The sequence below is a fragment of the Kitasatospora sp. NPDC058492 genome (genome assembly GCF_042720685.1).
GTDB lineage: Bacteria > Actinomycetota > Actinomycetes > Streptomycetales > Streptomycetaceae > Kitasatospora.
Genome location: NZ_JBHXMU010000037.1, coordinates 19,448 through 44,656, shown reverse-complemented (window position 1 = coordinate 44,656; position 25,209 = coordinate 19,448). Strand labels below are relative to the sequence as shown.

Genomic DNA, 25,209 nt, shown 5'->3' with positions numbered 1-25,209 from the left:
GCCGGTCAACTGCCGGTATTAACGCAATAGCGGTACGGTGTACGGCCCGTGGCCCTGTCAACTCGACGGGCCCACGGGCCGTACGTCCAGGGGGCGACAGCCCGCCCCCAGGCGGAATTCACGAGGCCCGCCGAGCTGCGGCGGGCCGAAACCGGCAGGGGGTCGGTCTTGCATCAGATCCGGAACGCGCAATTCGCGCGCGACCATGCATTCCTGGGAGTTCCCTGGGAATTCCCGAAGAGCGAGAACATGCGGAACATCGGCTCGCACTCCATCGTTGGTCTAGCGTGAGCACGACACAGCCCCTCGTCCTCGCGGCCGAACTGGCCGCCGCCTGGAGTGACATCCAGGCCCACCACCAGGACCTCCCCGACCTGGCCTCGCCCGAGGCCCTGATCGGCGAATCCTCCTCGGCCTGTGGCACCCGGCTCGGTTTCGAGCGGCTCCTCCACGAGGCTGCCCACGGTCTGGCCGCGGCCCGGGACATCCGGGACACCTCGCGAGCCGGCCGCTACCACAACCGGCGCTTCCTGCTGCTCGCCTCCGAGCTCGGCCTGGCGCACCCGGTCGAACCGCACGCGAGCAGCGGCTTCTCCCAGGTGACCATGCTCAAGGAGACCCAGGAGCGCTACGCGGAGACCATCGAGCGACTGGACCGCGCCCTCGGCGCGCACCAGGAGGCGGTGGCCGGCGACGGTACGACGCGGGCCTTCCGCGGCCCGGCCGCCCGGCACGGTTCCTCCGGGGGCGGCGTCCGGGTCAAGGCGGTGTGCGGCTGCGGACGGAACGTCCGGGTCGTGCCGTCGGTGCTCGCCCAGGCGTCCATCGTCTGCGGCGCGTGCCAGCAGCCGTTCAAGATCTCGTGACCGATCGGTCCACCGGGACACCGGAGGGCCGGGCGGTCGTCGGATCGGACGACCGGCGCGTCGGATGACCGGGGTGGCGGAAGACCGTCCTGCCGGGCGACCGGTGCGGCGGAGGACTGCTGGACCGGGAGATCGCTGAACCGGAAGACCGTTGGACCGGGAGATCGGTTGGGCCCGGAGATCGGTCAGGCCGGGAGATCGGTTGGACCGGGAGATCGGTCAGGCCGGAACACCAGAAGACGGGGAAGGCCGGCGGACGGCTGTGCGGGCAGCGGATCCGGCCGGAACGAGCGGTACATCGGTGAGTTCGTGGGCGGACCGGGAGCGAGGGCTCCCGGTCGCGCCTTGTGAACGGGCCTGCGGAGGCAGTCGGGGGGCGGCCTCCGGAGGGTTTCGCGCGGCCCGCGGCCCGCGGACAGCCGGGCGCGCGGCGCCGGGGTACGGCTGAGAAGCAGCCGGGATGCGTCCCGCGGATGGCCGAGCGAAGGCGGTTCGCGCCGGTATGGCAGAATGGACAGCTGAGTACTCGGCAGCCGAGCAGGACCCCTCTCTCCTACGGCTGGCGTGTCCCTTGAACGGCCCACGGCGCAACCCCACGCGACGGCGCGGCCGCTCACCCACGTCAACACCAGGAGAATCCACTCCCGTGGCAGTCAAGATCAAGCTCAAGCGTCTCGGCAAGATTCGCTCCCCGCACTACCGCATCGTCGTCGCCGACTCGCGCACCAAGCGTGACGGCCGCGCGATCGAGGAGATCGGCATCTACCAGCCGACCTACAACCCCTCGAAGATCGAGGTCGACACCGACCGCGCCCAGTACTGGCTGTCCGTCGGCGCCCAGCCGACCGAGCCCGTGCTCGCCATCCTCAAGCTGACCGGCGACTGGCAGAAGTTCAAGGGCCTCCCGGCCCCGGCGCCGCTGCTGGTCGCCGAGCCCAAGGTCGAGGACTTCTCGCACCTGTTCGCGAAGGCCGTCGCCGGCTTCGAGGACGCCACCACCGGTGTTGCCATCACCCCGAAGGCCAAGAAGTCGGACAAGGTCGAGGCTGAGGCCGACGCCGCCGCCGAGGCCTGAGCGTGATCGAGGACGCCCTCGACCACTTGGTGAAGGGCATCGTCGAGCACCCCGACGACGTGCAGGTGCGCTCGCGCAACCTGCGTCGGGGCAACACCATCGAGGTGCGAGTGCACCCCGATGACCTCGGCAAGGTGATCGGCCGGGGTGGCCGTACGGCGCGCGCACTGCGCACCGTCGTCGGCGCCCTCGGCGGTCACAACGTCCGGGTCGACCTGGTCGACGTGGACAACATTCGCTGACACAGCTGCTCGTTCAGCCGTCAGGGCTTGTGAGGCCGACCGGGACGCATGTCGTCCCGGTCGGCCTTTTCGCGTTTCTCGCGCTTTCCGCATTCCGTCCCGCTCTAGGAACTCCAGGAGAACGATCACCGTGCAGCTCGTCGTCGGCAAGATCGGCCGCGCCCACGGCATCAGGGGGGACGTCAGCGTCGAGGTCCGCACCGACGAGCCGGAGCTCCGGCTCGGCCCCGGTGCCGTCCTGTTCACCGACCCCGCGTCGGTGGGACCGCTGACCATCGAGTCCGGCAAGGTGCACAGCGGCCGGCTGCTGCTGCGCTTCGCCGGCGTCAAGGACCGCAACGCGGCGGAGGCGCTGCGGGGCACGCTGCTCATCTCCGAGGTCGACCCGGAGGAGAGCCCCGAGGACCCGGAGGAGTACTACGACCACCAGCTGATCGGCCTGGACGTGGTGCTGCTCGACGGCACCCTCGTCGGTGAGCTGACCGAGGTCGTCCACCTGCCGTACCAGGACCTGCTCACGGTGGAGAAGGCCGACGGGACGGAGGTGCTGGTGCCCTTCGTCCGCCAGATCGTGCCGACCATCGACCTGGAGAACCAGCGCGCCGTGATCACCCCGCCGGTCGGCCTGATCGAACCCGAGCAGGCCGAGGTCGCCCGTGGCGCTTCCGCCGAGGGCGAGGAGGCTGAGGACACCGAGAGCGCTGAGGGTGTCGAGGGCGCCGAGGGTGTCGACGGCGCCGAGGGCGCGGCCGGTGCCGAGGGCGCGGAGGGGGCGAAGTGACGGTGGAGGAGGGCGTCGCGCAGGTCCAGAACGGGATGCGGATCGACGTCGTCTCGATCTTCCCCGAGTACCTGGAACCGCTGAACATCTCGCTGGTCGGCAAGGCCCGCTCCCGCGGTCAGCTGGACGTGCACGTCCACGACCTGCGCGAGTGGACCCACGACGTGCACCGGACGGTGGACGACAGCCCGTACGGCGGCGGCCCCGGCATGGTGATGAAGCCCGAGCCGTGGGGCGAGGCGCTGGACGCGGTGGTCGCCGGCGGGCCCGAGGGCCAGCTGCCGACGCTCGTCGTGCCCACCCCCAGCGGGCGGCCGTTCACGCAGGAACTCGCCCAGGAGCTGGCGAGCCGCCCCTGGCTGGCGTTCACCCCCGCCCGGTACGAGGGCATCGACCGGCGGGTCATCGAGGAGGCGGCCACCCGGATGCCGGTGGTCGAGGCCTCGATCGGCGACTACGTGCTGGCCGGCGGCGAGGTCGCCGTGCTGGTGATGGTCGAGGCGATCGCCCGGCTGCTGCCCGGGGTGCTCGGCAACGCCGAGTCCCACCGGGACGACTCCTTCGCGCCCGGCGCGATGGCCGACCTGCTGGAGGGCCCGGTCTACACCAAGCCCGCCGAGTGGCGCGGCCGGACCGTGCCGGACGTGCTGCTCAGCGGAAACCACGGCCGGATCGCCCGCTGGCGGCGGGAACAGGCCTTCGCCCGGACCCTGGTGAACCGCACCGACCTGGTCGAGCGCTGGCGCTACGGCGCCTTCGACAAGAAGGATCGGGAGGCGCTCAGCATCCTCGGCCTGGCCTGGGACGAGGAGCTCGGCCGATTTCGGTCCGTGGCCGTTGGTGTGGAAGAATAGGCCGCTGTTGTCTGTCGCTGGGCCCCCTTCGTAGGGGCCACGTGGACCGGCGCCCTCGCCACGGGGGGATCGTCGTCAGCCGATGCGGCCCGCAGCAAACCCCATTGTGACGAACTTCCGTGGGCGGCCCGTGGCGCCTGCGATGGAGAGCAACATGAGCAACAAGCTCGCTGCTGTCGACGCGGCCTCGCTGCGTAGCGACATTCCGGCCTTCCGCGCCGGTGACACCCTGAAGGTCCACGTCCGGGTCATCGAGGGCAACCGCTCCCGTGTCCAGGTCTTCCAGGGCGTCGTCATCCGCCGCCACGGCGCCGGCGTCGGTGAGACCTTCACCGTTCGCAAGGTCAGCTTCAACGTCGGCGTGGAGCGCACCTTCCCGGTGCACACCCCGGTCGTCGAGAAGATCGAGGTCGTGACCCGCGGTGCGGTTCGCCGCGCCAAGCTGTACTACCTGCGTGACCTCCGCGGCAAGGCCGCGAAGATCAAGGAGAAGCGCGACCGCTGATCCACCGTCCCCCGGCCTCGCCGGGGGATCGGATCGCTCCGAGGGGCCGGGCCACCGCACGGTAAGCTCAGCCCCCGATGAGCACGCACGAACCACCCGCGGACCGCGACGGCAGTCCCGCACCCACCGGTGCGGACTCGCTGCCGCGGTCCGCGGTCGTTTCCGGGGTCGTCCCGGGGCCCGGCGGGGAGGGATCCGGCCCCGGTGGGGATCCGCGGGCGGACGCCGGGGGTGCGCCGGAGGGCGAGGTCGCGTCCGAGGACGAGAACGCGCCAGAGGGTGAGAACGCGCCAGAGGGTGAGAGCGCACGGGGGGATGAGAGCGGACCGGGGGATGAGGAGCAGGGCCACTCGCGCTCGCGGGACCTGTTGCTGCTGGTGGGGATCTGCCTGCTGGCCCTGCTGCTGGTGAACGCCTTCGTCGCGCGCCCGTTCTCGGTGCCGTCCGGGTCGATGGAGGAGACCCTGCGTCCGGGCGACCGGCTGATCGCGAACCAACTCGCCTACGCCTTCGGCGGCCACCCCCAGCGGGGCGACGTCGTGGTCTTCGACGGGACGGGCTCCTTCCTGCCGGAGTCGGGCGGGCCGACCGGCTTCCGGGACGGGCTGAGCTCGCTCGGCCGGGACCTCGGGCTGGCCCCGGCCGGGAACACGGTCTACGTCAAACGGGTGATCGGCGTCGGCGGGGACCGGGTGACCAGCACCGGCCCGGGCGGGCCGATCACCGTCAACGGGGTGCCGATCGACGAGTCCTCCTACCTGGCCCCGGGGGACCAGCCGTCGAGTGTGGCTTTCGACGTGGTGGTGCCGACCGGCAAGCTCTGGGTGATGGGGGACCACCGCAGCGCCTCCCGCGACTCGCGCGACCACCTCGGCGAGCCCGGCGGCGGCTTCGTGCCCGAGAGCAGGGTGATCGGCCGGGCGGACTGGGTGGTCTACCCGTTCTCGCGCTTGACCGGCCTGGACCGGCCCGCGGCCTTCGCCGCGACTGCGGGAACGGGCGGTCATGGGGAGCAGGGGTAGCAGAGGCAGGGACCGGCTGGCGGACCGCCCGGGCCCGGAGCCGGACGCCGGCGGACCGGTCGGCGCCGGATCGGCAGGTGCCGGATCCGCGGATGCCGGATCGGCGAGTGCCGGATCCGTGAGTGCCGGATCTGACGGTGCCGGGCCAGGAGGCGCCTCCCCCGGGGGTGCGGGCCCGGCCGCGGTGCTGCCCGTCCGGGGCCGGGCCGATCGCCGCCGCAGCGCCCGACGCGCGGCCCGGCGGCGCAAGCGGTCGCTGCTGCGGGAGTTCCCGCTGATCATCGTGGTGGCGCTGCTGGTCGCGCTGGTGATGAAGACCTTCCTGCTCCAGGTGTTCGTGATCCCCTCCGGCTCGATGGAGCAGACCATCCAGGTGGGGGACCGGGTGCTGGTGGACAAGCTGACCCCCTGGTTCGGCAGCGAGCCGCAGCGCGGCGACGTGGTGGTGTTCAAGGATCCGGGCGGCTGGCTGGAGAGCGACCACAAGCCGTCCGACGACGGTCCGGTGCTGGGGGCGGCCAAGCAGGTCCTCACCTTCGTCGGGCTGCTGCCGTCGGACAGCGAGCAGGACTTGATCAAACGGGTCATCGGCGTCGGCGGGGACACCGTGGAGTGCTGCGACGCGCAGGGGCGGTTGAGCGTCAACGGCACGCCGGTGGACGAGCCGTACCTCGCGCCCGCCAACCCGCCGTCCCGGCAGCCCTTCAAGGTGCAGGTGCCGCAGGGTCGGCTCTGGGTCATGGGCGACCACCGGGACGTGTCCGCCGACTCCCGCTTCCACATGGGGAACCCGGGGCAGGGGACCATCCCGCTGAGCGGTGTGGTCGGCCGGGCCTTCATGAACGCCTGGCCGCTGGACCGCCTCCATCAACTTGACGTGCCGAGTTCACTCTCCTCGTTGGCGCGGGCTCCGCAGGCGCGCGGAACTGCGCCGGAATCCGTGGGCGTTGGGCCGGTTCCGATGGAACCTCCGCTCGTTATGGGTGTGTTGGGCATCTTTCCGGCCGTCGTTCGCCGGTCAGGGCGGCCGCCCGAGTGAGCCGGGCCGGGCGTCTCGCGGCCGGGCCGCGCGCGTGGGACCGCGAGCCGGATGCCTTGGAGTGATAGAGAAGTGCAGGTGCGGCCGGGAGGTCCCGGTCGTGCGTCGAGGCTGTGCTGGTGTCAGGGGAGCCCGTGATGGGCAGTCCCGAAGCGTCCATGGTCGTGGTGAGCGTGGTGCCCGCTGTGCGGCACTGTGAGCGCGGGCGCTCGGGCGTCCGCACAGCAGGGAGGAGACGTTGTGGGGGATGTGGTGATCGGCGCCCGCTCAGGTGCCGGCGAGCCCGAGGGCTCTGGCGGTCGAGCGGCCCGGTCCGCTGAGTCCGGTGCGTCCTCGGCCTCGGTCGAGGACGCGGCGGCCCAGACCGCCGACGAGCATGGCGACGGGACGGTGGGCCCCACCGGGGGCTCTTCGGAGTCCCACCGGCCCGACGCCGAGTCGGCGGACCAGTCGGAGTCGCAGGCCCCCGGCAAGCAGCGCAAGCAGCGTTCCTTCTGGAAGGAACTGCCGATCCTGGTCGGCATCGCGTTGGTCCTGGCGCTAGTGATCAAGACCTTCTTCGTTCAGGCCTTCTCCATTCCGTCGGAGTCGATGCAGAACACGTTGCAGGTCGGTGACCGTGTCCTGGTGGACAAGCTGACCCCCTGGTTCGGCGCGGAGCCCGAGCGCGGTGAGGTCGTGGTGTTCCACGACCCGGGCGGCTGGCTGAACGACGAGCCGACCCCGCAGAGCAGCAACTCCTTCGTCCGGGGCGTCCAGGACGTGCTCAGCTTCGTCGGTCTGATGCCGTCGGCCAACGAGAAGGACCTGATCAAGCGGGTCATCGCGGTCGGCGGGGACACCGTCGAGTGCCAGGGCACCGGGCCGGTGAAGGTCAACGGCGTCGCGCTCAACGAGCCGTACGTCTACCAGGGCAACACCCCCTGCGGTGACCACCCGTTCGACCCGGTGAAGGTGCCCAACGGCCGGATCTGGGTGATGGGCGACCACCGCGCCGACTCGCTGGACTCCCGCTTCCACATGGACCAGCCGGGTGGCGGCACCGTTCCGGTGGGCAACGTGATCGGGCGGGCCTTCGTCGTGGCCTGGCCGGTCGGTCACTGGTCGACGCTCTCGGTGCCGAACACCTTCGACCAGAAGGGCCTGGCGGCGGCCGCGCCTCTGGCGCCTCCCGTGGCCGGTGCGGTGGGCGCGGTCGCGCTGCTTCCGCTGGTGCGTCGGGTGCGGGAGCGGAGGGACGGCCGGAAGGACTCCTGAGCTCCACCGGGTTCTCCCCAGCCCTTGCGCGGGCCGTGGTACCGACGAGTAATCTGCTCGGACGTGCCACGGCCCGTCGGCTTTTATGCCGGTGCCCCCGGCGTGCCAGTGGTGTTCTCCGGTCGGCCAGAGGTGGACGGTTTCGATGAGCGGTGTCGTTGAGCAGACGGCCGACCACCCGGCTTCGCCCGCCCGTCCGGGCCGCCGGCCCGCAGCGGTGCTGCAGGGCGTCGCGCTCGCGCTCGGGCTGGTGCTGATGATCGGCGGCTTCGCCTTGATCGCGATCGACTACCGGCCGTACAGCATCCCGACCGCCTCGATGTCCCCCACGCTTCGGATCGGGGACACCGTGCTCGCCCGGAAGATCGGCGGCGGGGCCGTCGGCCGGGGGGACGTGGTGGTCTTCCGGGACCAGGACTGGGGTGGCGAGCTCATGGTCAAGCGCGTGGTCGCGGTCGGCGGGGACACCGTCGCGGCCACCGGCAACGACCACCGGCTGACGGTCGACGGACAGGTGGTGGAGGAGCCGTACCTCGCGGCGCAGGGCCCGCAAGGCTCCTCGTTCAGCGTCACGGTGCCGCCGGGGCGGCTGTTCCTGCTCGGCGACAACCGGCTGGGCTCGCTCGACTCCCGCACCCACCTGGAGGTCGACGGCGGGACCGTCCCGGCCGGTGCGGTGGAGGCCAGGGTCGAGGCCACCCTGATGCCGTTCGGCAGGACGGGCGACCTCGGCCGGACCGCGGCCTTCGACGGGCTTCCCGGACCGAAGGCCGGTGCGCCCGGGCCGCTGCAACCGGCCGCCTTCGCGACCGTTGCGGGCGCGGCGCTGATCCTCGTGACTTCGGCGGTGGGCGGGGTGGCGGGCCTGGCCCGCCGGCTCAGCCGGGGGCGCAGCTCCTGATCGCGGTCGTCGCGGCCCGGGCCGCTCTGCCGAACATCGCCCCGGACGGCGGCGCCGGGTGGCAGGATCGGTAGCGCCACCGACGCGAACGGAAGGAGCGTGGAGCGCTGCCATGACGGCACAACGGCGCAGGGCGGCGCGGATCCTGCTGCTGGACGGGCAGGACCGCATCCTTCTCTTCCTGGGCTCCGACCCGGCGACGCCGGGGGAGGCTTGGTGGTTCACGCCCGGCGGCGGCTTGGAGCCCGGGGAGGACGTGCGGGAGGCCGCCGCGCGGGAACTCGCGGAGGAGACCGGCCTGCGGGGTGTGGACCTGGGGCCCTTGGTGGCGTACGGCACGGTGTCGTTCTCCTTTCAGGGACGGCGTTACGAGCAGGATCAGTGGTTCCATCTGGCCCGGACCACGGAGACGGGTCTCGACCACTCGGGGATGGGCGAGGAGGAACACGCCCAACTGCTCGCGGCGCGCTGGTGGACGGTCGAGGAGCTGAGGGGGACCGCCGAGACGGTCTACCCGGTCGGATTGGCGGACTTCTTGGAGCGACTGCTGGCCGAGGGCCCGCCGGTCGCCCCGGTACGGCTCTGAGCGTGGGTGCGGTGGTCCACAATGGGTGGACGTGACAAGTTGAGGGGACGCCTGGATGAGTGCCGAAGATCTCGAGAAGTACGAGACCGAGATGGAGCTCAAGCTCTACCGGGAGTACCGGGACGTCGTCGGCCTGTTCAAGTACGTGATCGAGACCGAGCGACGGTTCTACCTCACCAATGACTACGAGTTGCAGGTGCACTCGGTGCAGGGCGAGGTCTTCTTCGAGGTGTCGATGGCGGATGCGTGGGTCTGGGACATGTACCGGCCGGCCCGGTTCGTCCGTAAGGTCCGGGTGCTGACCTTCAAGGACGTGAACATCGAGGAACTCGCGAAGAGCGATCTGGAGCTGCCCTCGGACGAGTCCGGCTTCGGGAACTGACGTTGGACCGCTCGGACCCGCGTTGTCCAGCGGAATTTCGCGCGATCGGGGCGTCTCACTCCTGCGGGTGACAAAAGTTATCCACAGGCCCGAGTTATCCACAGGGAAACGGAAATTCCCGGCCTCGCCGTGCGCGACGGGTGCAACCTCCACGTCGGAGGTGGTCACCGTGCAGAACACGATCACGCAGGACCAGGCCGTACCGGGTGCGGCCGTACTGGACCAGGCCTCAGCGGCCACAGCGGCCGGAGCCGTGCGGGACGGCACGAAGGACGGCACCGGGCCGGGCCCGGGTCGCAGTACCGGCGGTCGCAGTACCAACAACGGGCTCGGCCGCTACGGCGAGCGGGTCGCCGCCCGCCGTCTCACGGAGGCCGGGCTCCGCATCCTGGACCGCAACTGGCGCTGTGTCGAGGGCGAGTTGGACATCGTCGCCCTCGACGGCGACACCGTGGCGGTCTGCGAGGTGAAGACCCGCTCCGAGCGGGGCTTCCAACAACCCAGCGAGGCCATCGGCCAGGCCAAGGCCGCCCGGTTGCAACGCCTGGCGGAGCGCTGGATGGCCGAGCGCTGGCCCGGCCACTTCGCACGGCTGGCCGGTCCCGGGTACGACCCCGGGCCCACGGACCCGCACTGGCCGCCCGCTCCGCCCGGGGGCGTGCGGATCGACCTGGTGGCCGTGGTCAACCGGGCCCGGGGTGCGGCCCTGGTCGACCACCTGCGGGGGGTGGTCTGAGATGGCCTTCGCCCGTACCTGTTCCGTCGCGCTGGTCGGCGTCGACGGAGTGATCGTCGAGGTCCAGGCCGATCTGGAGCCCGGGGTGGCCGCGTTCACCCTGGTCGGCCTGCCCGACAAGGCGCTGTCCGAGGCCCGCGACCGGGTGCGCGCGGCCGTGGTCAACAGCGGTGAGGCCTGGCCGCAGCGCAAGCTGACCGTCGGGCTCAGCCCGGCCTCGGTACCCAAGAGCGGCAGTGGCTTCGACCTCGCGGTGGCCTGCGCCGTCCTGGCCGCGGCCGAACGGCTCGACCCCTCCTCCATCGCCGAGCTGCTGATCATCGGCGAACTGGGGCTGGACGGCCGGGTGCGGCCGGTCCGCGGGGTGCTGCCGTCGGTGCTGGCCGCGGCCGACGCGGGATACCAGCGGGTCGTGGTCGCGGAGCAGACCGCGCCCGAGGCCTCGCTCGTCCCGGGCGTGACCGTGATCGGCGTCCGCAGCCTGCGGCAGCTGGTCGCCGTCCTGACCGGCGCGTCCGCGCCGGAGGAGCCGCCCGACCCGATCGCCGGCCGGCCGGATCCGCTGATGGCCGGCCTGATGCTGCCCAGCGCCGGCGTCCGAGGGCTGGTCGACGACAAGGCGGCGCGCCTCGATCTGGCTGATGTGGCCGGACAGTACGAGGCCCGGCGCGCCCTGGAGATCGCCGCTGCCGGCGGTCACCACCTGTACCTCAAGGGCCCACCGGGCGCGGGCAAGACGATGCTGGCGGAGCGGCTGCCCTCGCTGCTCCCGCCACTGACCCAGAAGGAGGCTCTGGAGGTCACCGCCGTGCACTCGGTGGCCGGGCTGCTCCCGGTCGGGCGCCCGCTCATCGACACGGCGCCGTACTGCGCCCCGCACCACTCCACGACGATGCCGGCGATCGTCGGCGGCGGCAGCGGCCTGCCGAGACCGGGGGCGGTCTCGTTGGCCCACCGGGGCGTGCTGTTCCTGGACGAGGCGCCGGAGTTTCCGGTCCGGGTGCTCGACTCGCTGCGCCAGCCGCTGGAGTCGGGCGAGGTGGTGATCGCCCGCTCGGCCGGCTCACTCCGACTCCCGGCCAGGTTCCTGCTCTGCCTGGCCGCCAACCCCTGCCCGTGCGGCCGCCATTCACGGCGGGGTGAGGGGTGCGAGTGCACCCCTGCGATGGTCAGCCGCTACCAGGGGCGGCTCTCCGGGCCGCTGCTGGACCGGGTCGACCTCCAGGTCCAGGTCGCCCCGGTGACGAGGATCGAACTCATGGAGCGGGACATCACGGCGGAGAACACCGAGACCGTCGCGGCCCGGGTACTGGCCGCGCGGGAACGGGCAGCGGCCCGGCTGGCGACCACCCCGTGGCGGACCAACGCGGAAGTCCCGGGCCACGAGCTGCGGACCCGCTGGCAGCTCGCCCCCGGCGCACTGAACGATGTCGCCCGCCAGTTGGAGCGCGGGCTGCTGACCGCCCGGGGCCTGGACCGGGTGCTCCGGGTCGCCTGGACGGTTGCCGACCTCGCCGGTCGTGACCGGCCGGACCAGCGGGACGTCCGCACCGCACTGGTCCTGCGCACCGGCGTCGAGCAGGGGCTGCCGCTGGCCGAGCGGGTCTACGGCCGACTCGGTGGCATCCCGGCCCAGCGCGTCGGCCCGGTCGACGAGCCGCCCGAAGGGCAGAGCCGGTCGGGCCGGTGCGAGAAGCCCGATCGTCCCGATCGTCCCGACCCGGAGAGCCCTGACCCGGAGAGTCCTGGTCCGCCGGACCGCCCCGATGCCCTTGGCCGATCCACCCGGTCCGGCTCCGTCAAGCGGTCCGGGAAACGCGACCAGCATCCGGCGGACGAGGGCGGTGAGGCATGAACCCGATGATGACGCACCTTCAGCCGCCCAGCCGGGCAGAGTCCGAGTCCGGTCCCGATCCGGAGCGCCTCGCCCGCGCCGTGCTCAGCCGGCTGAGCGAGCCCGGGGACGCGGTGGTCGGCCGGTGGCTCGGTCAGCTCTCCGCAGTCGACGCCGTCCGGGCGATCCGTGACGGGACGGTGCCCGCACACCCCGGGCTGGACGGGCCCCGGTTGGCCGGCTACCAGGCGAGACTCCCCGGTCTGGACCCGGCCGAGGACCTTGAACGGGTACGAGCCGTCGGTGGACGCTTCATCATTCCGGGGGACACGGAATGGCCCAGCCAACTGGACGATCTGGGCGACGGGCGCCCGATCGGGCTCTGGACGACCGGCACGGGTTCGCTGAGGCTGCTCGCGCTCCGCTCGGTGGCGATGGTCGGCTCCCGAGCCTGCACGGCCTACGGCGCCCACGTCGCGGGGGAGCTGTCGGCCCAACTGGCCGAGCGAGGTTGGGTCGTGGTGTCCGGAGCCGCCTACGGGATCGACGCGGCCGCCCACCGAGGGGCGCTCTCCGTCGGCGGGATGACGATCGCGGTGCTCGCCTGTGGGGTCGACGTGGCCTACCCGAAAGGGAACGCCGAACTGATCCGGCGGATCGGCGCCCAGGGGCTGCTGGTCAGTGAACTCCCACCCGGGGAACACCCGAACCGCTTCCGCTTCGTGCTCCGCAACCGGGTCATCGCGGCGCTCACCCGGGGCACGGTGGTGGTCGAGGCGGCGATGCGCAGCGGCGCGCTGAGCACGGCCAGACGGGCGCGGGACCTCAACCGCCACACCATGGGCGTCGCCGGCCCGGTGACCTCGGAACTCTCGGCCGGGGTGCACGCCCTGATCCGCAGCGGCGGCGCCACGCTGGTCACCGACTCCGCCGAGATCGCCGAACTGATCGGGGCGATCGGGGACGACCTGGCGCCGCAGCGCAGCGGCCCGGTCCTGCCCCGGGATCTGCTGGAGCCGGCGGTGGCCCGGGTGCTGGAGGCCGTCCCGGCGACGGCGGAGGGCGCGCCGATCGAGCGGTTGGCCCGGCAGTCCGGACTCCCGCCGGACGAAGTGCTGCAGCGGCTCTACGAGTTGGGCTCGCTCGGTTACGTCGAGCGGCACGGCGCGCACTGGCGCCTGGTGCGGAGGAGGTGACGGTCGGGACGAAGCGCACATCCGTGTCGTGGGGAGGGGTCGCGGGGAGGGAGTGTCGGAATCGCCCGGTTGACCTGCTGATCCGGTTCGTCCGTTCGCGTGCCCGGATCCGGTGACGTGAACGCCACCGGATCGGGGGACGACCGAGTGGCGGTAGCGCATTGCAGCGAGTCGGTCACGCTACGCTCCACATGCCTTCCCTATCAGCACATGACTCGGCAGAACGGCGCAGACCAACGCATGCCCACACACATTCCCGGACACAGAGTGACCGGTGGCGCCCGGTCCTCGGGAGGGCCGCGGACCGAGCGGCGCCCCGTGACTGAGTTCCCGCCCAAGGCGACGGGGACAATGGGGGGCCTGTCGCGCCAGGGCGGCCGGCCGACGGCGGTGCCGGGCCAGCCCGCCGACGCGGTCGGCGCCGCCACCGGCGACGGCGCAGCCCGCCCGATCGCTGCCGGTGCCCTGCCGCCGGACGGCACCCCCCCGCCCGGCCCGGAGCAGGGGTCGGGCGGTCAGGGCCCCGGAGCCCAGGGGCGCACCGCGCTCGAAGAGCTCTGGCGCTCCTACAAGGAGACCGGCGACCAGCGGCTGCGCGAGCAGCTGATCCTGCACTACTCGCCGCTCGTCAAATACGTGGCGGGGCGGGTCGGGGTCGGCCTGCCCTCCAACGTCGAGCAGGCCGACTTCGTCTCCTCGGGGGTCTTCGGGCTGATCGATGCGATCGAGAAGTTCGACATCGACCGCGCCATCAAGTTCGAGACCTACGCGATCAGCCGGATCCGCGGCGCGATCATCGACGAACTGCGTGCCCTGGACTGGATCCCGCGCTCGGTGCGGCAGAAGGCGAAGGCCGTCGAGCGGACGTACGCGACGCTGGAGGCCCGGCTGCGCCGTACGCCGCACGAGCCCGAGGTCGCGGCCGAGATGGGCATCGCGATCGAGGATCTGCACGCGATCTTCAGCCAGCTGTCCCTGGCCAACGTGGTGGCCCTGGACGAACTGCTGCACCCGGTGGGGGAGGGCGGCGACCGGCTGAGCCTGATGGACACCCTGGTGGACCACGGTGCCGACAACCCGGTCGAGGTGGCCGAGGACCGCGAGCTGCGCAGGCTGCTGGCCCAGGCGGTCAACACCCTCCCCGAGCGGGAGAAGACCGTGGTGACGCTCTACTACTACGAGGGCCTCACCCTCGCCGAGATCGGCCAGGTGCTGGGGGTGACGGAGAGCCGGGTGAGCCAGATCCACACCAAGTCCGTCCTCCAGCTGCGCGCCAAGCTGTCGGACATCCGGTAGCGCGGTCCGGGACCGTCCCGTCCCGGCCGACCTCCGGGTCGCGACCCCGGCCACGTTGCAGGTCCGCGCCTGCCCGGCCGCATCCTCGGGCCGCACCTGCCCGGCCGCACCGGCCCGGCCGTAACCCTGGGCCGTTACTCCGGGCCGGATCCCCGGGTTGCGCGCCCGCTCGCACGCCTCGCCGCGCGCCTGCGCGCTCTCGCTCCCCGCTCAAATGCGCGGCGCCGTACCGGCCGCAGGTAGGGCTCCGTACAGTGGGAGCGTGCCGAAGATCCGAGCGGCCACGGTGGCCGAGCATCGCCAGCTGCAGCGTGCAGCCCTCCTTGACGCTGCCCGCACCCTGCTCACGGAGGGCGGCATGGAGGCGCTGACCTTCCCCGCGCTCGCTGCGCGCACCTCCCTGGCGCGCTCCTCGGTCTACGAGTACTTCCGCTCCCGGGCCGCCGTGGTCGAGGCGCTCTGCGAGGTGGACTTCCCGCTCTGGGCGGCCGAGATCGAGGCCGGGATGGAGAGCTGCGACAGCGCGGCCGACCGGATCGAGGCGTATGTCCGTGGCCAGCTGGCGTTGGCCGCAGACCCGCGCCACCGGGCGGTGGTGGCGATCTCCGCGCTCGAACTCGACGAGGCCGCGCGCGAGCGCATCCGGGCGGCGCACGGCAAGCTGGTCGGCCTGGTCGTCCGGGCCCTGGAGGATCTCGGTCACGCGCAGCCCCGGCTCGCTGCGGCGTTGCTCCAAGGGGTCGTGGAGGCGGCCGTGCGCCGGGCCGAGCAAGTGGCCGCGGGGGAGCGTGCCGGGTGCGCGGCCGAGCGCCCCGAGCTGATCGCGGACGCCGCCGTGGCCATGGCCCTGCACGGCCTCGACCGGGCCTGAGCCGCCGTCCGGCCCGGTTCGTTTGGTTCGTTCGGTTCATCTGAATTCATCAGGTGCGCCCGGCGCCGCCCAGCGGCAGCAGCCGCGCCGCTCCCGCGCCGAACAGGGCCAGCGGGTCGAGGTAGCGCCCGCCGCGCAGCAGCCCCCAGTGCAGGCAGTCCCGTGCTGGGCAGTGCCGTCTGTCGGGGGCGAGCCGTCCGATCACCTGTCCGGCGGGTACCTCGGTGCCGACCGGGGCGGTGCCGGCGACCGGCAGGTAGGTGGTCCGCAAGGGGGGTGACCCCGAGCCGGGGTGGGTGACGGTCACCACCGGGCGCCCCGCCACCAGCCCGGAGAACGTGACCACCCCGGCGGCAGCCGCCCGCACCTCCGCCCCGGGCGCGGCGGCGAGGTCCACTCCCCGGTGTCCGGCGGCCCATGGCGTGGCCGGTGGCTCGAACCGCCCGAGCACCCCGCCGGGCCCGCCCACCGGCCAGGCCCGCGCACCGCCCGAACCGGTCCGGCCGGTCTCGCCAGTACCTCCGCCGCCCCCGCCGAGAGTGGCGCCCCGCACCGCACCGCCCGAGACCAGCAGCACCAGCGCCGCCAGTACGGCGACCAGCCCCCGCAGCACACCAAACGAGCCCAGCCTCAACCGACCCAGCCCCAATCGGTCAAGCCTCAACCGGTCCGGCCCCGAGCAGGCCGGACCGACGGCGGGCGGAGCCGGGCATTCGGCGCGAGCAGTCATGCCCCGAGGCTTGCTGCGCGGCCGCCCCGGCGCCACCCACTTCCGGACTCCTGTGGACAAACCGCCCTCGTGGCCTGATCCCGTCCCTCCAGCGGGTGTACGGATGCCGCCATCCGGTGTACAAGCACCGCAGCAGCAGCACTCCCAAGGCCCGGCCGCCCCGCCCCCGCCCCGCCTCGGCCCCGCCTCCGCCCAGCTCCCGCCAGCGCGGACCCGCCCGTCCAGGGCCTCCGTCAGTCGCGGAGTCGCCCGCCCCGCGGCGCTTCCCGTACACTTCACACGCGACCCGGTCCGCCGGGTCGACTTCGCACGCCCCGCCACCGGTGGACGGACGCGGCCCGGCCGCTGCCCCCGCCAGGTGCGAGTGCCGCTCGGTCCGCCGAGCCCGCCTGGTCCCCGGACCGTGCGGGTTCAAGCGGCTCGGCACGTTCGGGGCGTCAGGCGTGGCTGTCACCTGGCTGCCACGGACAAACCGAGCCTGACCCGGCCGGACGCACCGCGCGAGCGGGGAGCGCCACCGCGCGAACCCGCCGTCCGTTGCGCGACCGCCGGGCCGTAACACCTGAGGAGCACGGCTATGGCCGTCGTCACGATGCGGGAGCTGCTGGAGAGCGGCGTCCACTTCGGTCACCAGACCCGCCGTTGGAACCCGAAGATGAAGCGCTTCATCATCACGGAGCGCAACGGCATCTACATCATCGACCTCCTGCAGTCGCTGAACTACATCGACCGCGCCTTCGAGTTCATCAAGGAGACCGTTGCCCACGGCGGCAGCGTCCTCTTCGTCGGCACGAAGAAGCAGGCCCAGGAGGCCATCGCCGAGCAGGCCACCCGCGTGGGCATGCCCTACGTGAACCAGCGCTGGCTCGGCGGCATGCTGACCAACTTCTCGACCGTCTACAAGCGCCTGCAGCGCCTGAAGGAGCTCGGCGAGCTGGACTTCTCGGACGTGGCCGGTTCCGGCCTCACCAAGAAGGAGCTCCTGGTCCTCCAGCGCGAGCACGACAAGCTGGAGAAGACCCTCGGCGGTATCCGCGACATGCAGCGCGTTCCCAGCGCCGTGTGGATCGTGGACACCAAGAAGGAGCACATCGCGGTCGGCGAGGCCCGGAAGCTCAACATCCCGGTCGTCGCCATCCTCGACACCAACTGTGACCCCGACGAGGTCGACTACAAGATCCCGGGCAACGACGACGCGATCCGCTCCGTCACCCTGCTGACCCGCGTGATCGCCGACGCCGTGGCCGAGGGTCTGAAGTCCCGCGCCGGTGTCGCCAAGGGCGACGTCAAGGCCGAGCCGGGCGCCGACCAGCCGCTGGCCGACTGGGAGAAGGACCTCATCGAGGGCGAGAAGAAGGCCGAGGAGGCCCCCGCCGCCGCCGAGGCTGAGGCCGTCGAGGCCCCCGCCGCCGAGGCTGAGGCCGTCGAGGCCCCCGCCGCTGAGGCTGAGGCCACCGAGGCGCCGGCCGAGCAGGCCTGACGTACCAAGGGTGAGGGGCACCCGCCGGTACGACACCGGTAGGTGCCCCTCTCTCCCGCGCCGGGACCGAATCATCGGTCCCGGCGTCTCCCCACGCAGACACGCGAGACGCGAGAAGAGATTCACACCATGGCGAACTTCACCGCCGCGGACGTCAAGAAGCTCCGTGAGCTCACCGGCGCCGGCATGATGGACTGCAAGAAGGCCCTGGACGAGGCCGAGGGCAACGTCGAGAAGGCCGTCGAGCTCCTGCGCATCAAGGGCCAGAAGGGCGTTGCCAAGCGCGAGGGCCGTGACGCCTCCAACGGCGCCGTCGCCGCGCTGATCGCCGAGGACAAGAAGTCCGGCGTTCTGGTCGAGCTGAACTGCGAGACCGACTTCGTCGCCAAGGGTGACAACTTCGTCAAGGTCGCCGACGCGATCGCGGCTCACGTGGCCAAGACCGCCCCGGCCGACCTGGATGCCGCCCTGGCGTCCGAGATCGAGGCCGGCAAGACCGTCCAGCAGTTCGTCGACGAGGCCAACGCGACCCTGGGCGAGAAGATCGTCTTCCGTCGCTTCGCCCAGTTCGACGGTGACGGCTTCGTCGCGGTCTACCTGCACAAGACCAGCCCCGACCTGCCGCCGGCCGTCGGCGTCCTGGTCGAGCTGGACAAGGAGAACGCCGAGGTCGCGAAGGACGTCGCGCAGCACATCGCCGCGTTCGCGCCGAAGTTCCTGTCCCGCGAGGAGATCCCGGCCGAGGACCTCGAGAACGAGCGCCGCGTCGCCGAGGCCACCGCGCGTGAGGAGGGCAAGCCCGAGGCTGCCCTGCCGAAGATCGTCGAGGGTCGCGTCACCGGCTTCGTCAAGGAGAACTCCGTCCTGGAGCAGGCCTTCGCGAAGGACAACAAGAAGACCGTCGCCAAGGTCCTCGAGGAGAACGGCGTCGCCCTCAAGCGCTTCGCCCGCTTCCGCGTCGGCGCCTGAGCCACGTTCCACCTGGTCCCCGGCACCCTTACGCTGGGAACCGCCCCCGCCCGTTGACCAGGGCGGGCGGAACGCCGAACGGGCTCACCCAGTGCCAACCGTCCACGGGCGGGCCGCGTCGGCACCATGAACGACGAGGAGGCCATTGCCGTGCAGGACACCGAACCGGTTCCCGCGGCAGTGGCCTCCTCTCGCGTACGCGCAGGCCGGGCATCCGCACACCCGCGCCTGTGAGCCAGTAGGTGCAAAAAGGAGAAGTCCATGCAGGAGACGCAGGAGACCGCGCAGGACCCCAAGGCCGGCTCGCGCCGCCGGGTGCTGCTCAAGCTGTCCGGTGAAGCCTTTGCCGGTGGTGGCGGACTCGGCGTCGACCCGGACGTCGTGCACGCGATCGCCCGGGAGATCGCCACCGTCGTCCGTGCCGGTACCGAGGTCGCGGTGGTCATCGGCGGCGGCAACTTCTTCCGGGGCGCCGAGCTGCAGGTCCGCGGCATGGACCGGGCGCGCTCCGACTACATGGGCATGCTCGGCACCGTGATGAACTGCCTGGCGCTGCAGGACTTCCTGGTCAAGGAAGGCATCGAGACCCGGGTCCAGACCGCGATCACCATGGGCCAGGTCGCCGAACCGTACCTGCCGCTGCGGGCCGTCCGGCACCTGGAGAAGGGCCGTGTGGTGATCTTCGGCGCCGGTATGGGCATGCCGTACTTCTCGACCGACACCACCGCCGTCCAGCGGGCCCTGGAGATCCACGCCGACGTCCTGCTGATGGGCAAGAACGGCGTGGACGGCGTCTACGACTCGGACCCCCGGACCAACCCGGACGCGGTGAAGTTCGACGCGCTGGAGTACTCCGAGGTCATCGCGCGCGACCTCAAGGTCGCCGACCTCACCGCGATCACGCTGTGCAAGGACAACAACCTCCCGATGCTGGTCTTCGAGCTGCTGGCGGAGGGCAATATCGCGCGCGCGGTGAAGAGTGAGAAGATCGGCACACTCATCAGCCAGGATTCTGTCCGGGCCTGAGCAGCAATCAGCCGTACGGGACGGCGCCGTCGCCGTGACCGGCCTCGACGCCGACACCGGTCGGGACAATCGCAGATGAACCGGACAGGGAGATCACAGTGATCGAAGAGACCCTCCTCGAAGCCGAGGAGAAGATGGAGAAGGCCGTCGCCGTCGCCAAGGACGACTTCGCCGCCATCCGCACCGGCCGTGCCCACCCGGCGATGTTCGCCAAGATCGTCGCCGAGTACTACGGCACCGTGACGCCGATCAACCAGCTGGCCTCGTTCTCGGTGCCGGAGCCCCGGATGGCGGTCGTCTCGCCGTTCGACAAGACCGCGCTGAAGGCGATCGAGCAGGCGATCCGCGACTCCGACCTGGGCGTCAACCCGTCCAACGACGGCTCCCTCATCCGGGTGGTGCTGCCCGAGCTGACCGAGGAGCGCCGCCGGGAGTTCATCAAGGTGGCCCGGGGCAAGGGCGAGGACGCGAAGGTCTCGATCCGCGCGGTGCGCCGCAAGGCCAAGGACGCCATCGACAAGCTGGTCAAGGACGGCGAGGTCGGCGAGGACGACGGCCGCCGCGCCGAGAAGGAGCTCGACGACACCACGGCCAAGTACGTGGCCGCCGTCGACGAGCTGCTGAAGCACAAGGAAGCCGAGCTGCTCGAAGTCTGATGAACGACGCCCCTGACGCCCCTGGCTACTGGGGCCCGTCCGACCAGCAGTTCCAGCCCTACCGCCCGGTGCCGCAGCCCCGGCCGCAGGCTCCTCTGCAGCAGGCGCACCCGGCGCCGGGGTACGGCGAGTACCCGGCGCCGCCGCAGGCCCAGGGCTACCCCGGTCACCCGGGCGGCCGGGCGGCCTACCCGGGTGCGCCGGGCGGCGCGCCGGGTGGCCCCGGCCACCGTTCGGATCACTCGCAGCAGCCTCCGGTGTACTGGGGCGGCGACGCGGAGGAGACTCAGGTCATGCCTCCCGTACCGGCGGGCCCCGGCCCGTTCCCCGGCGTGCCGGACCAGGGCCCGCCGGCGGGCTCCGGTCGGCCGGGTGACCCCGCCGCCGGTCAGTCCCGGGAGGCCGGTCGGCTGAGCGGCCCGCTGTTCCGGGACGACCGGTCCGAGGCGGCGGTGCCGGGCGTGACGGAGACGGTCGTGCTGCGCGCGATAACCGATGACGCCACCCCCGGCCGCGGCGCCCCGCCGCGCCCCGGGGCCCCGGTGCCTCCTGCGCCGCCGTCGACCTACCCGGCGGCCGGGCAGCCCCACTTCGTGCCGTCGTCCCATCCAGGGCAGGAGACACCCGTGGCCGCCCAGTCCGCCCCGCAGCCGCAGCCGCGCAAGCAGCGCGGTGGCCGTAACCTCCAGGCCGCGATAGGCGTGGGGGTCGGTCTCGGTGTGGTGATCATCGCCTCGCTGTTCGTGGTGAAGGCGCTGTTCCTGTTCGTCGTGATGGCCGCGGTGTCGGTCGGTATCTGGGAGCTGACCAGCCGGCTCGCCGAGCGCAAGCAGATCAAGGCGCCGCTGGTGCCGCTGGTCGCAGGCGGCATCGCCATGATCGCCACCGGCTACTGGGCCGGGGTGCAGTGGGCCGCGGCCTCGCTCGCGCTGACCGGGCTGGCGGTGATGGTCTGGCGGATGGCCGAGCCGCCGGAGGATTACCTGCGGGACATAACGGCCGGGGTGTTCACCGCCTTCTACGTGCCGTTCCTGGCCAGCTTCGTGGCGTTGATGCTGGCGGCCGACGACGGCCCCCAGCGGATCGTGCTGTTCCTGATCGTCACGATCTGCAGCGACACGGGCGCCTACGCCGTGGGCTACAAGTTCGGCAAGACCAAGCTCGCCCCGACGATCAGCCCCGGCAAGACCCGTGAGGGCCTGGCCGGCGGCATCGGCCTGTCGATGCTGGCGGGCGCCGTGCTGATGGAGCTGATCATCGACGGCGGCAGCTGGTGGCAGGGCCTGATCCTCGGCGGCTGCGCGGCGGTCACCGCGACCCTGGGCGACCTGGGCGAGTCGATGATCAAGCGAGACCTCGGCATCAAGGACATGGGCACGCTGCTGCCCGGCCACGGCGGCATCATGGACCGGCTGGACTCGCTCCTGCCGACCGCCCCGGTGGTCTGGCTGCTGCTGGCGGCCTTCGTCGGCAGCTAGGGCCTCGTCCGGCCGTAGGACGCCTCAGAACCTGTCCTCCGGCCGCGAGTGGTGGAAGGGCCCCGGACGCCTGCGCGTCCGGGGCCCTCGCACGTCCTGGCCTGCTCCCGGCGTCTGCGACACTGGATGAACCATGCCTAAGCCCGGAGAACTCACCTTTGTCGCGCCGCGCGGCGCCAAGCCCCCGCGACACCTCGCCGACCTGAGCCCCGCCGAGCGCAAGGAGGCCGTCGCCGAGCTGGGCGAGCAGCCGTTCCGCGCCAAGCAGCTCTCCAACCACTACTTCGGCCGGATGTCGAACGACCCGGAGGGCTGGACGGACATCCCCGCCGCCAGCCGGGAGAAGCTCACCGGGAGCCTGCTGCCGGAGCTGATGTCGGTCGTGCGGCACGTGTCCTGCGACGACGACACCACCCGCAAGACGCTCTGGAAGCTCTTCGACGGCACGCTCGTCGAGTCGGTGCTGATGCGCTACCCGGACCGGGTCACCATGTGCATCAGCTCGCAGGCGGGCTGCGGCATGAACTGCCCCTTCTGCGCGACCGGCCAGGCCGGGCTGACCCGCAACCTGTCCACCGCCGAGATCGTCGAGCAGATCGCCGCCGGGATGCGCGCGCTCAAGGCCGGCGAGATCCCCGGCGGCGAGGCGCGGCTGTCGAACGTGGTCTTCATGGGCATGGGCGAGCCGCTGGCCAACTACAACCGGGTGCTGGCCGCGATCCGCCGGCTGACCGACCCGGCACCGGACGGTTTCGGCCTGTCCCAGCGCGGTGTCACGGTGTCGACCGTCGGCCTGGTCCCGGCGATGAACCGGCTGGCCGACGAGGGCCTCAGCTGCCGCCTGGCGCTGTCGCTGCACGCCCCGGACGACGAGCTGCGCGACGAGCTGGTGCCGGTGAACACCCGCTGGAAGGTCGCCGAGGTGCTGGACGCCGCGTGGAACTACGCGGAGAAGTCCGGCCGGCGGATCTCCATCGAGTACGCGCTGATCAAGGACATCAACGACCAGGCGTGGCGGGCGGACCTGCTCGGCCGGCTGATCAAGAACCACCGGGTGCACGTCAACCTGATCCCGCTGAACCCGACGCCGGGCTCCAAGTGGACCGCCTCCCGGCCCGAGGACGAGCGCGAGTTCGTCCGTCGGCTCCAGTCGCACGGGGTGCCGACGACCGTCCGCGACACTCGGGGCCAGGAGATCGACGGCGCCTGCGGTCAGCTCGCCGCGGCGGGCTGAGCCGGCGGGTCAAGGCAAACCGGGAGGTCGGCGCCAGCCGCAGGTCAGCGCAGGCCGGCGGCCGCCAGTGCGGCGGTCGCCCCGCCGGTCACCAGCAGCGTGGTGCCCACCGCCAGGGTGCGCAGCGCGACCGCGCCGAACAGCAGCCGGGGCGAGGTGCCGAGGCGCAGCAGCACGTCGGTGACGTCCCGGCGGTCGGTGCGGACCTCGGCCAGCCGGGTGACCACGGCGGCGGCCGCGCAGCCGAGCACCAGGCAGGCCTCGACGGCGGGCAGCGCGTCGGCGCTGTCGGGCGTGCCGATCCAGTAGCGGATGGTGGTGAGCACCAGCGCGAGGGCGAGGGTGAGCACGGCCAGCGGCGGGCCGAGGCGGCGGGCCTGGGCGGTGAGTCCGCGGCCGGCCAGCAGCCGCAGCGGGGTGGGCCGGCCGAGCGCGAGCAGCCGCCCGGTCCAGGACAGCAACGGGCCGGTGAGCAGGGCGAGTCCGACCGCGCTGGCGGCCCAGCCGCCGAGTGCGGCGGTGCTGGTGCTGCCGAGCCCGGCGGGCAGGTGGATCGGCCGGCCGTCGGCGGCGGCGCCGGGCCGCAGGGCGATGAGTTCGAGGGCGAGGCCGATCACGGCGAGCCCGACGGGCAGGGCGACCCGCAGGGCGCCGAAGCCGGTGCCGCCGCGGGTGCGGGTGCGGCCGCCGGGCAGGTACTCGGTGGGCGGGACGGCGCAGGCGGCGGCGATCCCGGCGGTGAGCGGGACCAGGGCGAGCAGGGCGACCGGCGCGACGGCCGGCAGCGGTACGCCCATGCCGAGGTCGGGGGCGAGCGCGGGCCCGGCGATGTCGTTGCGCAGGACCAGGAAGACCAGCAGGGTGAGCACGCTGCCGAGGGTGCAGGCGAGCACGACCTCACCGGCGATCAGGGTGCGGATCCGGCCGGAGCCGGCTCCGGCGGCGCGCAGGCCGGTGATCCGTTCGGGCCGCTGGGCGGGTACGGCGCGGGCGGTGACGGCCGCGAACCAGGCGACGGCGGCGAGCGGGGGCAGGCACCAGAGCAGTCGCACCAGCGCGTCCTCGCCGCCGAGCGGGTCGCTCATCGCCCGGCCGAGGGAGCGCAGCAGGAAGGCGGAGACCACGGCGGCGGCCAGCACGGTGAGCAGCCAGCGGCCGAGGTCGGGCACCCGGTAGCCCCGGGCCAGACGGAGATAGAACACGTCGACTCTTTCAGCGGCTCGGCGTCGTCAGCGGCGGGTGCCCGAGACGGCGGACGCGCCGGCCGCGCCCGGGACGGCGTGCCCGCGCGGGACGGGGGCGGCGGGGGCGGTGAGCCGTCCGTCGACGAGGGCGACGGCGCGGTCCGCGAACCGGACGAGCTCGGGGTCGTGAGTGGCCAGGACGAGGGTGAGCTGGTGCGACCGGGCCGCGCTGGTCAGTATCCGCAGGACCTGGTCGGCGGCCTCGCGGTGGAGCGGGGCGGTGGGGTCGTCGGCGAAGACGACGGGCGGCAGCGGGGCGAGGGCGCGGGCGACGGCGATCCGCTGGCGCTGGCTCTGGAGCAGCCGGTCGGGGCGCTGCCGGGCGACCTCGCCGACGTCGAGGCGTTCCAGCCATTCGTCGGCGGCGGTGTAGGCGGCCTTGTTGCCGGCGCCGGCGAGCAGCAGCGGCAGGGCGACGTTCTCCCGGGCGGTCAGTTCGGGCACCAGGTGGGGTTCGGAGCCGACGAAGCCGAAGCGGTCGCGGCGCAGCCGTTCGCGCCCGGCCCGGCCGAGGGTGTGGACGGGCGCGCTGTTGAACCAGACCTCGCCCTCGTCGACGGTGAGGAGGGCGGAGAGGCAGCCGAGGAGGGTGCTCTTGCCGGAGCCGCGCGGGCCGGTGACGGCGAGCACTTCGCCCTCGCGGACGCCGATCGAGATGCCCCGCAGGGCGGGGGTGCCGTGATGGGACTTGACGATCCCCCGGGCCCACAGCACGTCGTTGTCAGGCGGTGCCGCTGACATGAGGTTCCATCCTGGGTGGCCGCAGGGATATGACAGTCGTCAGATTAGAACGACTGGGGCCTGGTGCGGTTGCGGCGCTCTGGTCCATCGCGGGCAAATCACCCGCAATCAGGCATGTTTGATCGGCCGGCAGCGCCGGAAAAACGCCGAAGGGCGGTCCCGGGGGAGTGGGACCGCCCTTCGGCGGAGGGCGGGGAAGGAGGATCAG

General features: G+C 72.4%; 26 protein-coding genes. 23 read left to right on the top strand and 3 right to left on the bottom strand.

The genetic code is table 11. The features are described 5' to 3' along the window. The first annotated feature begins 287 nt into the window (after positions 1 to 287). The 17 genes from ACFWPI_RS23785 (at position 288) to ACFWPI_RS23705 (ending at position 15,443) form a co-directional block, all read left to right on the top strand. Positions 288 to 866 carry a hypothetical protein gene (locus tag ACFWPI_RS23785; protein ID WP_063347677.1) on the top strand — a complete coding sequence of 193 codons (579 nt, stop codon included), beginning with the start codon at positions 288 to 290 and terminating at the stop codon, positions 864 to 866. Positions 867 to 1,512: 646 nt separating this feature from the next. After that, positions 1,513 to 1,941: a 30S ribosomal protein S16 gene (rpsP, locus tag ACFWPI_RS23780; RefSeq protein WP_063347676.1), complete on the top strand. Its 429-nt coding sequence runs from the start codon at positions 1,513 to 1,515 to the stop codon at positions 1,939 to 1,941. A 2-nt stretch (positions 1,942 to 1,943) separates the two neighbouring features. Then, positions 1,944 to 2,183, top strand: a complete 240-nt coding sequence (locus ACFWPI_RS23775) for an RNA-binding protein (RefSeq protein WP_063347675.1) — start codon at positions 1,944 to 1,946, stop codon at positions 2,181 to 2,183. A 130-nt stretch (positions 2,184 to 2,313) separates the two neighbouring features. Next, positions 2,314 to 2,964, top strand: a complete 651-nt coding sequence (rimM, locus tag ACFWPI_RS23770) for a ribosome maturation factor RimM (protein WP_380377529.1) — start codon at positions 2,314 to 2,316, stop codon at positions 2,962 to 2,964. Between the two features lie 35 nt (positions 2,965 to 2,999). After that, the gene (gene trmD, locus ACFWPI_RS23765; protein ID WP_380377530.1) at positions 3,000 to 3,818 is read left to right on the top strand and encodes a tRNA (guanosine(37)-N1)-methyltransferase TrmD; all 819 of its coding nucleotides are present in this window, start codon (positions 3,000 to 3,002) and stop codon (positions 3,816 to 3,818) included. A 154-nt stretch (positions 3,819 to 3,972) separates the two neighbouring features. Next, positions 3,973 to 4,323 carry a 50S ribosomal protein L19 gene (gene rplS, locus ACFWPI_RS23760; RefSeq protein WP_063347674.1) on the top strand — a complete coding sequence of 117 codons (351 nt, stop codon included), beginning with the start codon at positions 3,973 to 3,975 and terminating at the stop codon, positions 4,321 to 4,323. 368 nt (positions 4,324 to 4,691) lie between these two features. Further along, on the top strand, positions 4,692 to 5,345 hold the full coding sequence (lepB, locus tag ACFWPI_RS23755) for a signal peptidase I (protein ID WP_380377527.1): 654 nt from the start codon (positions 4,692 to 4,694) through the stop codon (positions 5,343 to 5,345). Positions 5,346 to 5,463: 118 nt separating this feature from the next. Then, a complete protein-coding gene (gene lepB, locus ACFWPI_RS23750; RefSeq protein WP_380377525.1) occupies positions 5,464 to 6,384 on the top strand; it encodes a signal peptidase I in 921 nt (306 codons plus the stop codon). A gap of 240 nt (positions 6,385 to 6,624) precedes the next feature. Beyond that, complete coding sequence (gene lepB, locus ACFWPI_RS23745) at positions 6,625 to 7,641, top strand: signal peptidase I (RefSeq protein WP_380377523.1); 1,017 nt, start codon at positions 6,625 to 6,627, stop codon at positions 7,639 to 7,641. Between the two features lie 145 nt (positions 7,642 to 7,786). Next, a complete protein-coding gene (gene lepB, locus ACFWPI_RS23740; protein WP_363375895.1) occupies positions 7,787 to 8,542 on the top strand; it encodes a signal peptidase I in 756 nt (251 codons plus the stop codon). A 112-nt stretch (positions 8,543 to 8,654) separates the two neighbouring features. Continuing rightward, complete coding sequence (locus tag ACFWPI_RS23735) at positions 8,655 to 9,128, top strand: NUDIX domain-containing protein (RefSeq protein WP_363375893.1); 474 nt, start codon at positions 8,655 to 8,657, stop codon at positions 9,126 to 9,128. A gap of 55 nt (positions 9,129 to 9,183) precedes the next feature. Continuing rightward, complete coding sequence (locus ACFWPI_RS23730; protein WP_030056781.1) at positions 9,184 to 9,510, top strand: DUF2469 domain-containing protein; 327 nt, start codon at positions 9,184 to 9,186, stop codon at positions 9,508 to 9,510. A gap of 253 nt (positions 9,511 to 9,763) precedes the next feature. Then, on the top strand, positions 9,764 to 10,246 hold the full coding sequence (locus ACFWPI_RS23725; RefSeq protein WP_363375975.1) for a YraN family protein: 483 nt from the start codon (positions 9,764 to 9,766) through the stop codon (positions 10,244 to 10,246). 1 nt (position 10,247) lies between these two features. Further along, positions 10,248 to 12,101 (top strand): YifB family Mg chelatase-like AAA ATPase, encoded by a 1,854-nt coding sequence (locus tag ACFWPI_RS23720; RefSeq protein ID WP_380377521.1) that lies wholly within the window; start codon positions 10,248 to 10,250, stop codon positions 12,099 to 12,101. A gap of 5 nt (positions 12,102 to 12,106) precedes the next feature. Continuing rightward, positions 12,107 to 13,276 carry a DNA-processing protein DprA gene (gene dprA / locus ACFWPI_RS23715; protein WP_380425013.1) on the top strand — a complete coding sequence of 390 codons (1,170 nt, stop codon included), beginning with the start codon at positions 12,107 to 12,109 and terminating at the stop codon, positions 13,274 to 13,276. A 351-nt stretch (positions 13,277 to 13,627) separates the two neighbouring features. Continuing rightward, complete coding sequence (gene whiG, locus ACFWPI_RS23710; protein ID WP_380377519.1) at positions 13,628 to 14,572, top strand: RNA polymerase sigma factor WhiG; 945 nt, start codon at positions 13,628 to 13,630, stop codon at positions 14,570 to 14,572. Positions 14,573 to 14,858: 286 nt separating this feature from the next. Beyond that, positions 14,859 to 15,443: a TetR/AcrR family transcriptional regulator gene (locus ACFWPI_RS23705; protein ID WP_063351115.1), complete on the top strand. Its 585-nt coding sequence runs from the start codon at positions 14,859 to 14,861 to the stop codon at positions 15,441 to 15,443. A gap of 49 nt (positions 15,444 to 15,492) precedes the next feature. Here ACFWPI_RS23705 and ACFWPI_RS23700 read toward each other — a convergent pair whose 3' ends face one another. Next, complete coding sequence (locus ACFWPI_RS23700) at positions 15,493 to 16,056, bottom strand: M23 family metallopeptidase (RefSeq protein ID WP_380377517.1); 564 nt, start codon at positions 16,054 to 16,056, stop codon at positions 15,493 to 15,495. A gap of 694 nt (positions 16,057 to 16,750) precedes the next feature. Between ACFWPI_RS23700 and rpsB the strand changes: the two genes are divergently transcribed. The 6 genes from rpsB to rlmN all read left to right on the top strand — a co-directional run bounded on the left by rpsB (position 16,751) and on the right by rlmN (position 23,016). Further along, on the top strand, positions 16,751 to 17,653 hold the full coding sequence (gene rpsB, locus ACFWPI_RS23695; protein WP_380377515.1) for a 30S ribosomal protein S2: 903 nt from the start codon (positions 16,751 to 16,753) through the stop codon (positions 17,651 to 17,653). Positions 17,654 to 17,782: 129 nt separating this feature from the next. Further along, the gene (gene tsf / locus ACFWPI_RS23690) at positions 17,783 to 18,622 is read left to right on the top strand and encodes a translation elongation factor Ts (protein ID WP_063347667.1); all 840 of its coding nucleotides are present in this window, start codon (positions 17,783 to 17,785) and stop codon (positions 18,620 to 18,622) included. 261 nt (positions 18,623 to 18,883) lie between these two features. Then, positions 18,884 to 19,648 carry a UMP kinase gene (gene pyrH, locus ACFWPI_RS23685; protein ID WP_030056790.1) on the top strand — a complete coding sequence of 255 codons (765 nt, stop codon included), beginning with the start codon at positions 18,884 to 18,886 and terminating at the stop codon, positions 19,646 to 19,648. 98 nt (positions 19,649 to 19,746) lie between these two features. After that, the gene (frr, locus tag ACFWPI_RS23680; protein WP_063347665.1) at positions 19,747 to 20,304 is read left to right on the top strand and encodes a ribosome recycling factor; all 558 of its coding nucleotides are present in this window, start codon (positions 19,747 to 19,749) and stop codon (positions 20,302 to 20,304) included. Beyond that, on the top strand, positions 20,304 to 21,782 hold the full coding sequence (locus tag ACFWPI_RS23675) for a phosphatidate cytidylyltransferase (RefSeq protein ID WP_380377513.1): 1,479 nt from the start codon (positions 20,304 to 20,306) through the stop codon (positions 21,780 to 21,782). The genes frr and ACFWPI_RS23675 overlap by 1 nt, the downstream gene beginning before the upstream one ends. Before the next feature lie 133 nt (positions 21,783 to 21,915). Further along, positions 21,916 to 23,016 (top strand): 23S rRNA (adenine(2503)-C(2))-methyltransferase RlmN, encoded by a 1,101-nt coding sequence (rlmN, locus tag ACFWPI_RS23670; RefSeq protein WP_063347664.1) that lies wholly within the window; start codon positions 21,916 to 21,918, stop codon positions 23,014 to 23,016. Between the two features lie 44 nt (positions 23,017 to 23,060). Here rlmN and ACFWPI_RS23665 read toward each other — a convergent pair whose 3' ends face one another. Further along, positions 23,061 to 24,218, bottom strand: a complete 1,158-nt coding sequence (locus tag ACFWPI_RS23665) for a hypothetical protein (protein ID WP_380377511.1) — start codon at positions 24,216 to 24,218, stop codon at positions 23,061 to 23,063. A 27-nt stretch (positions 24,219 to 24,245) separates the two neighbouring features. Beyond that, positions 24,246 to 25,001, bottom strand: a complete 756-nt coding sequence (locus ACFWPI_RS23660) for an ABC transporter ATP-binding protein (RefSeq protein ID WP_380377509.1) — start codon at positions 24,999 to 25,001, stop codon at positions 24,246 to 24,248. Positions 25,002 to 25,209 lie beyond the last annotated feature (208 nt).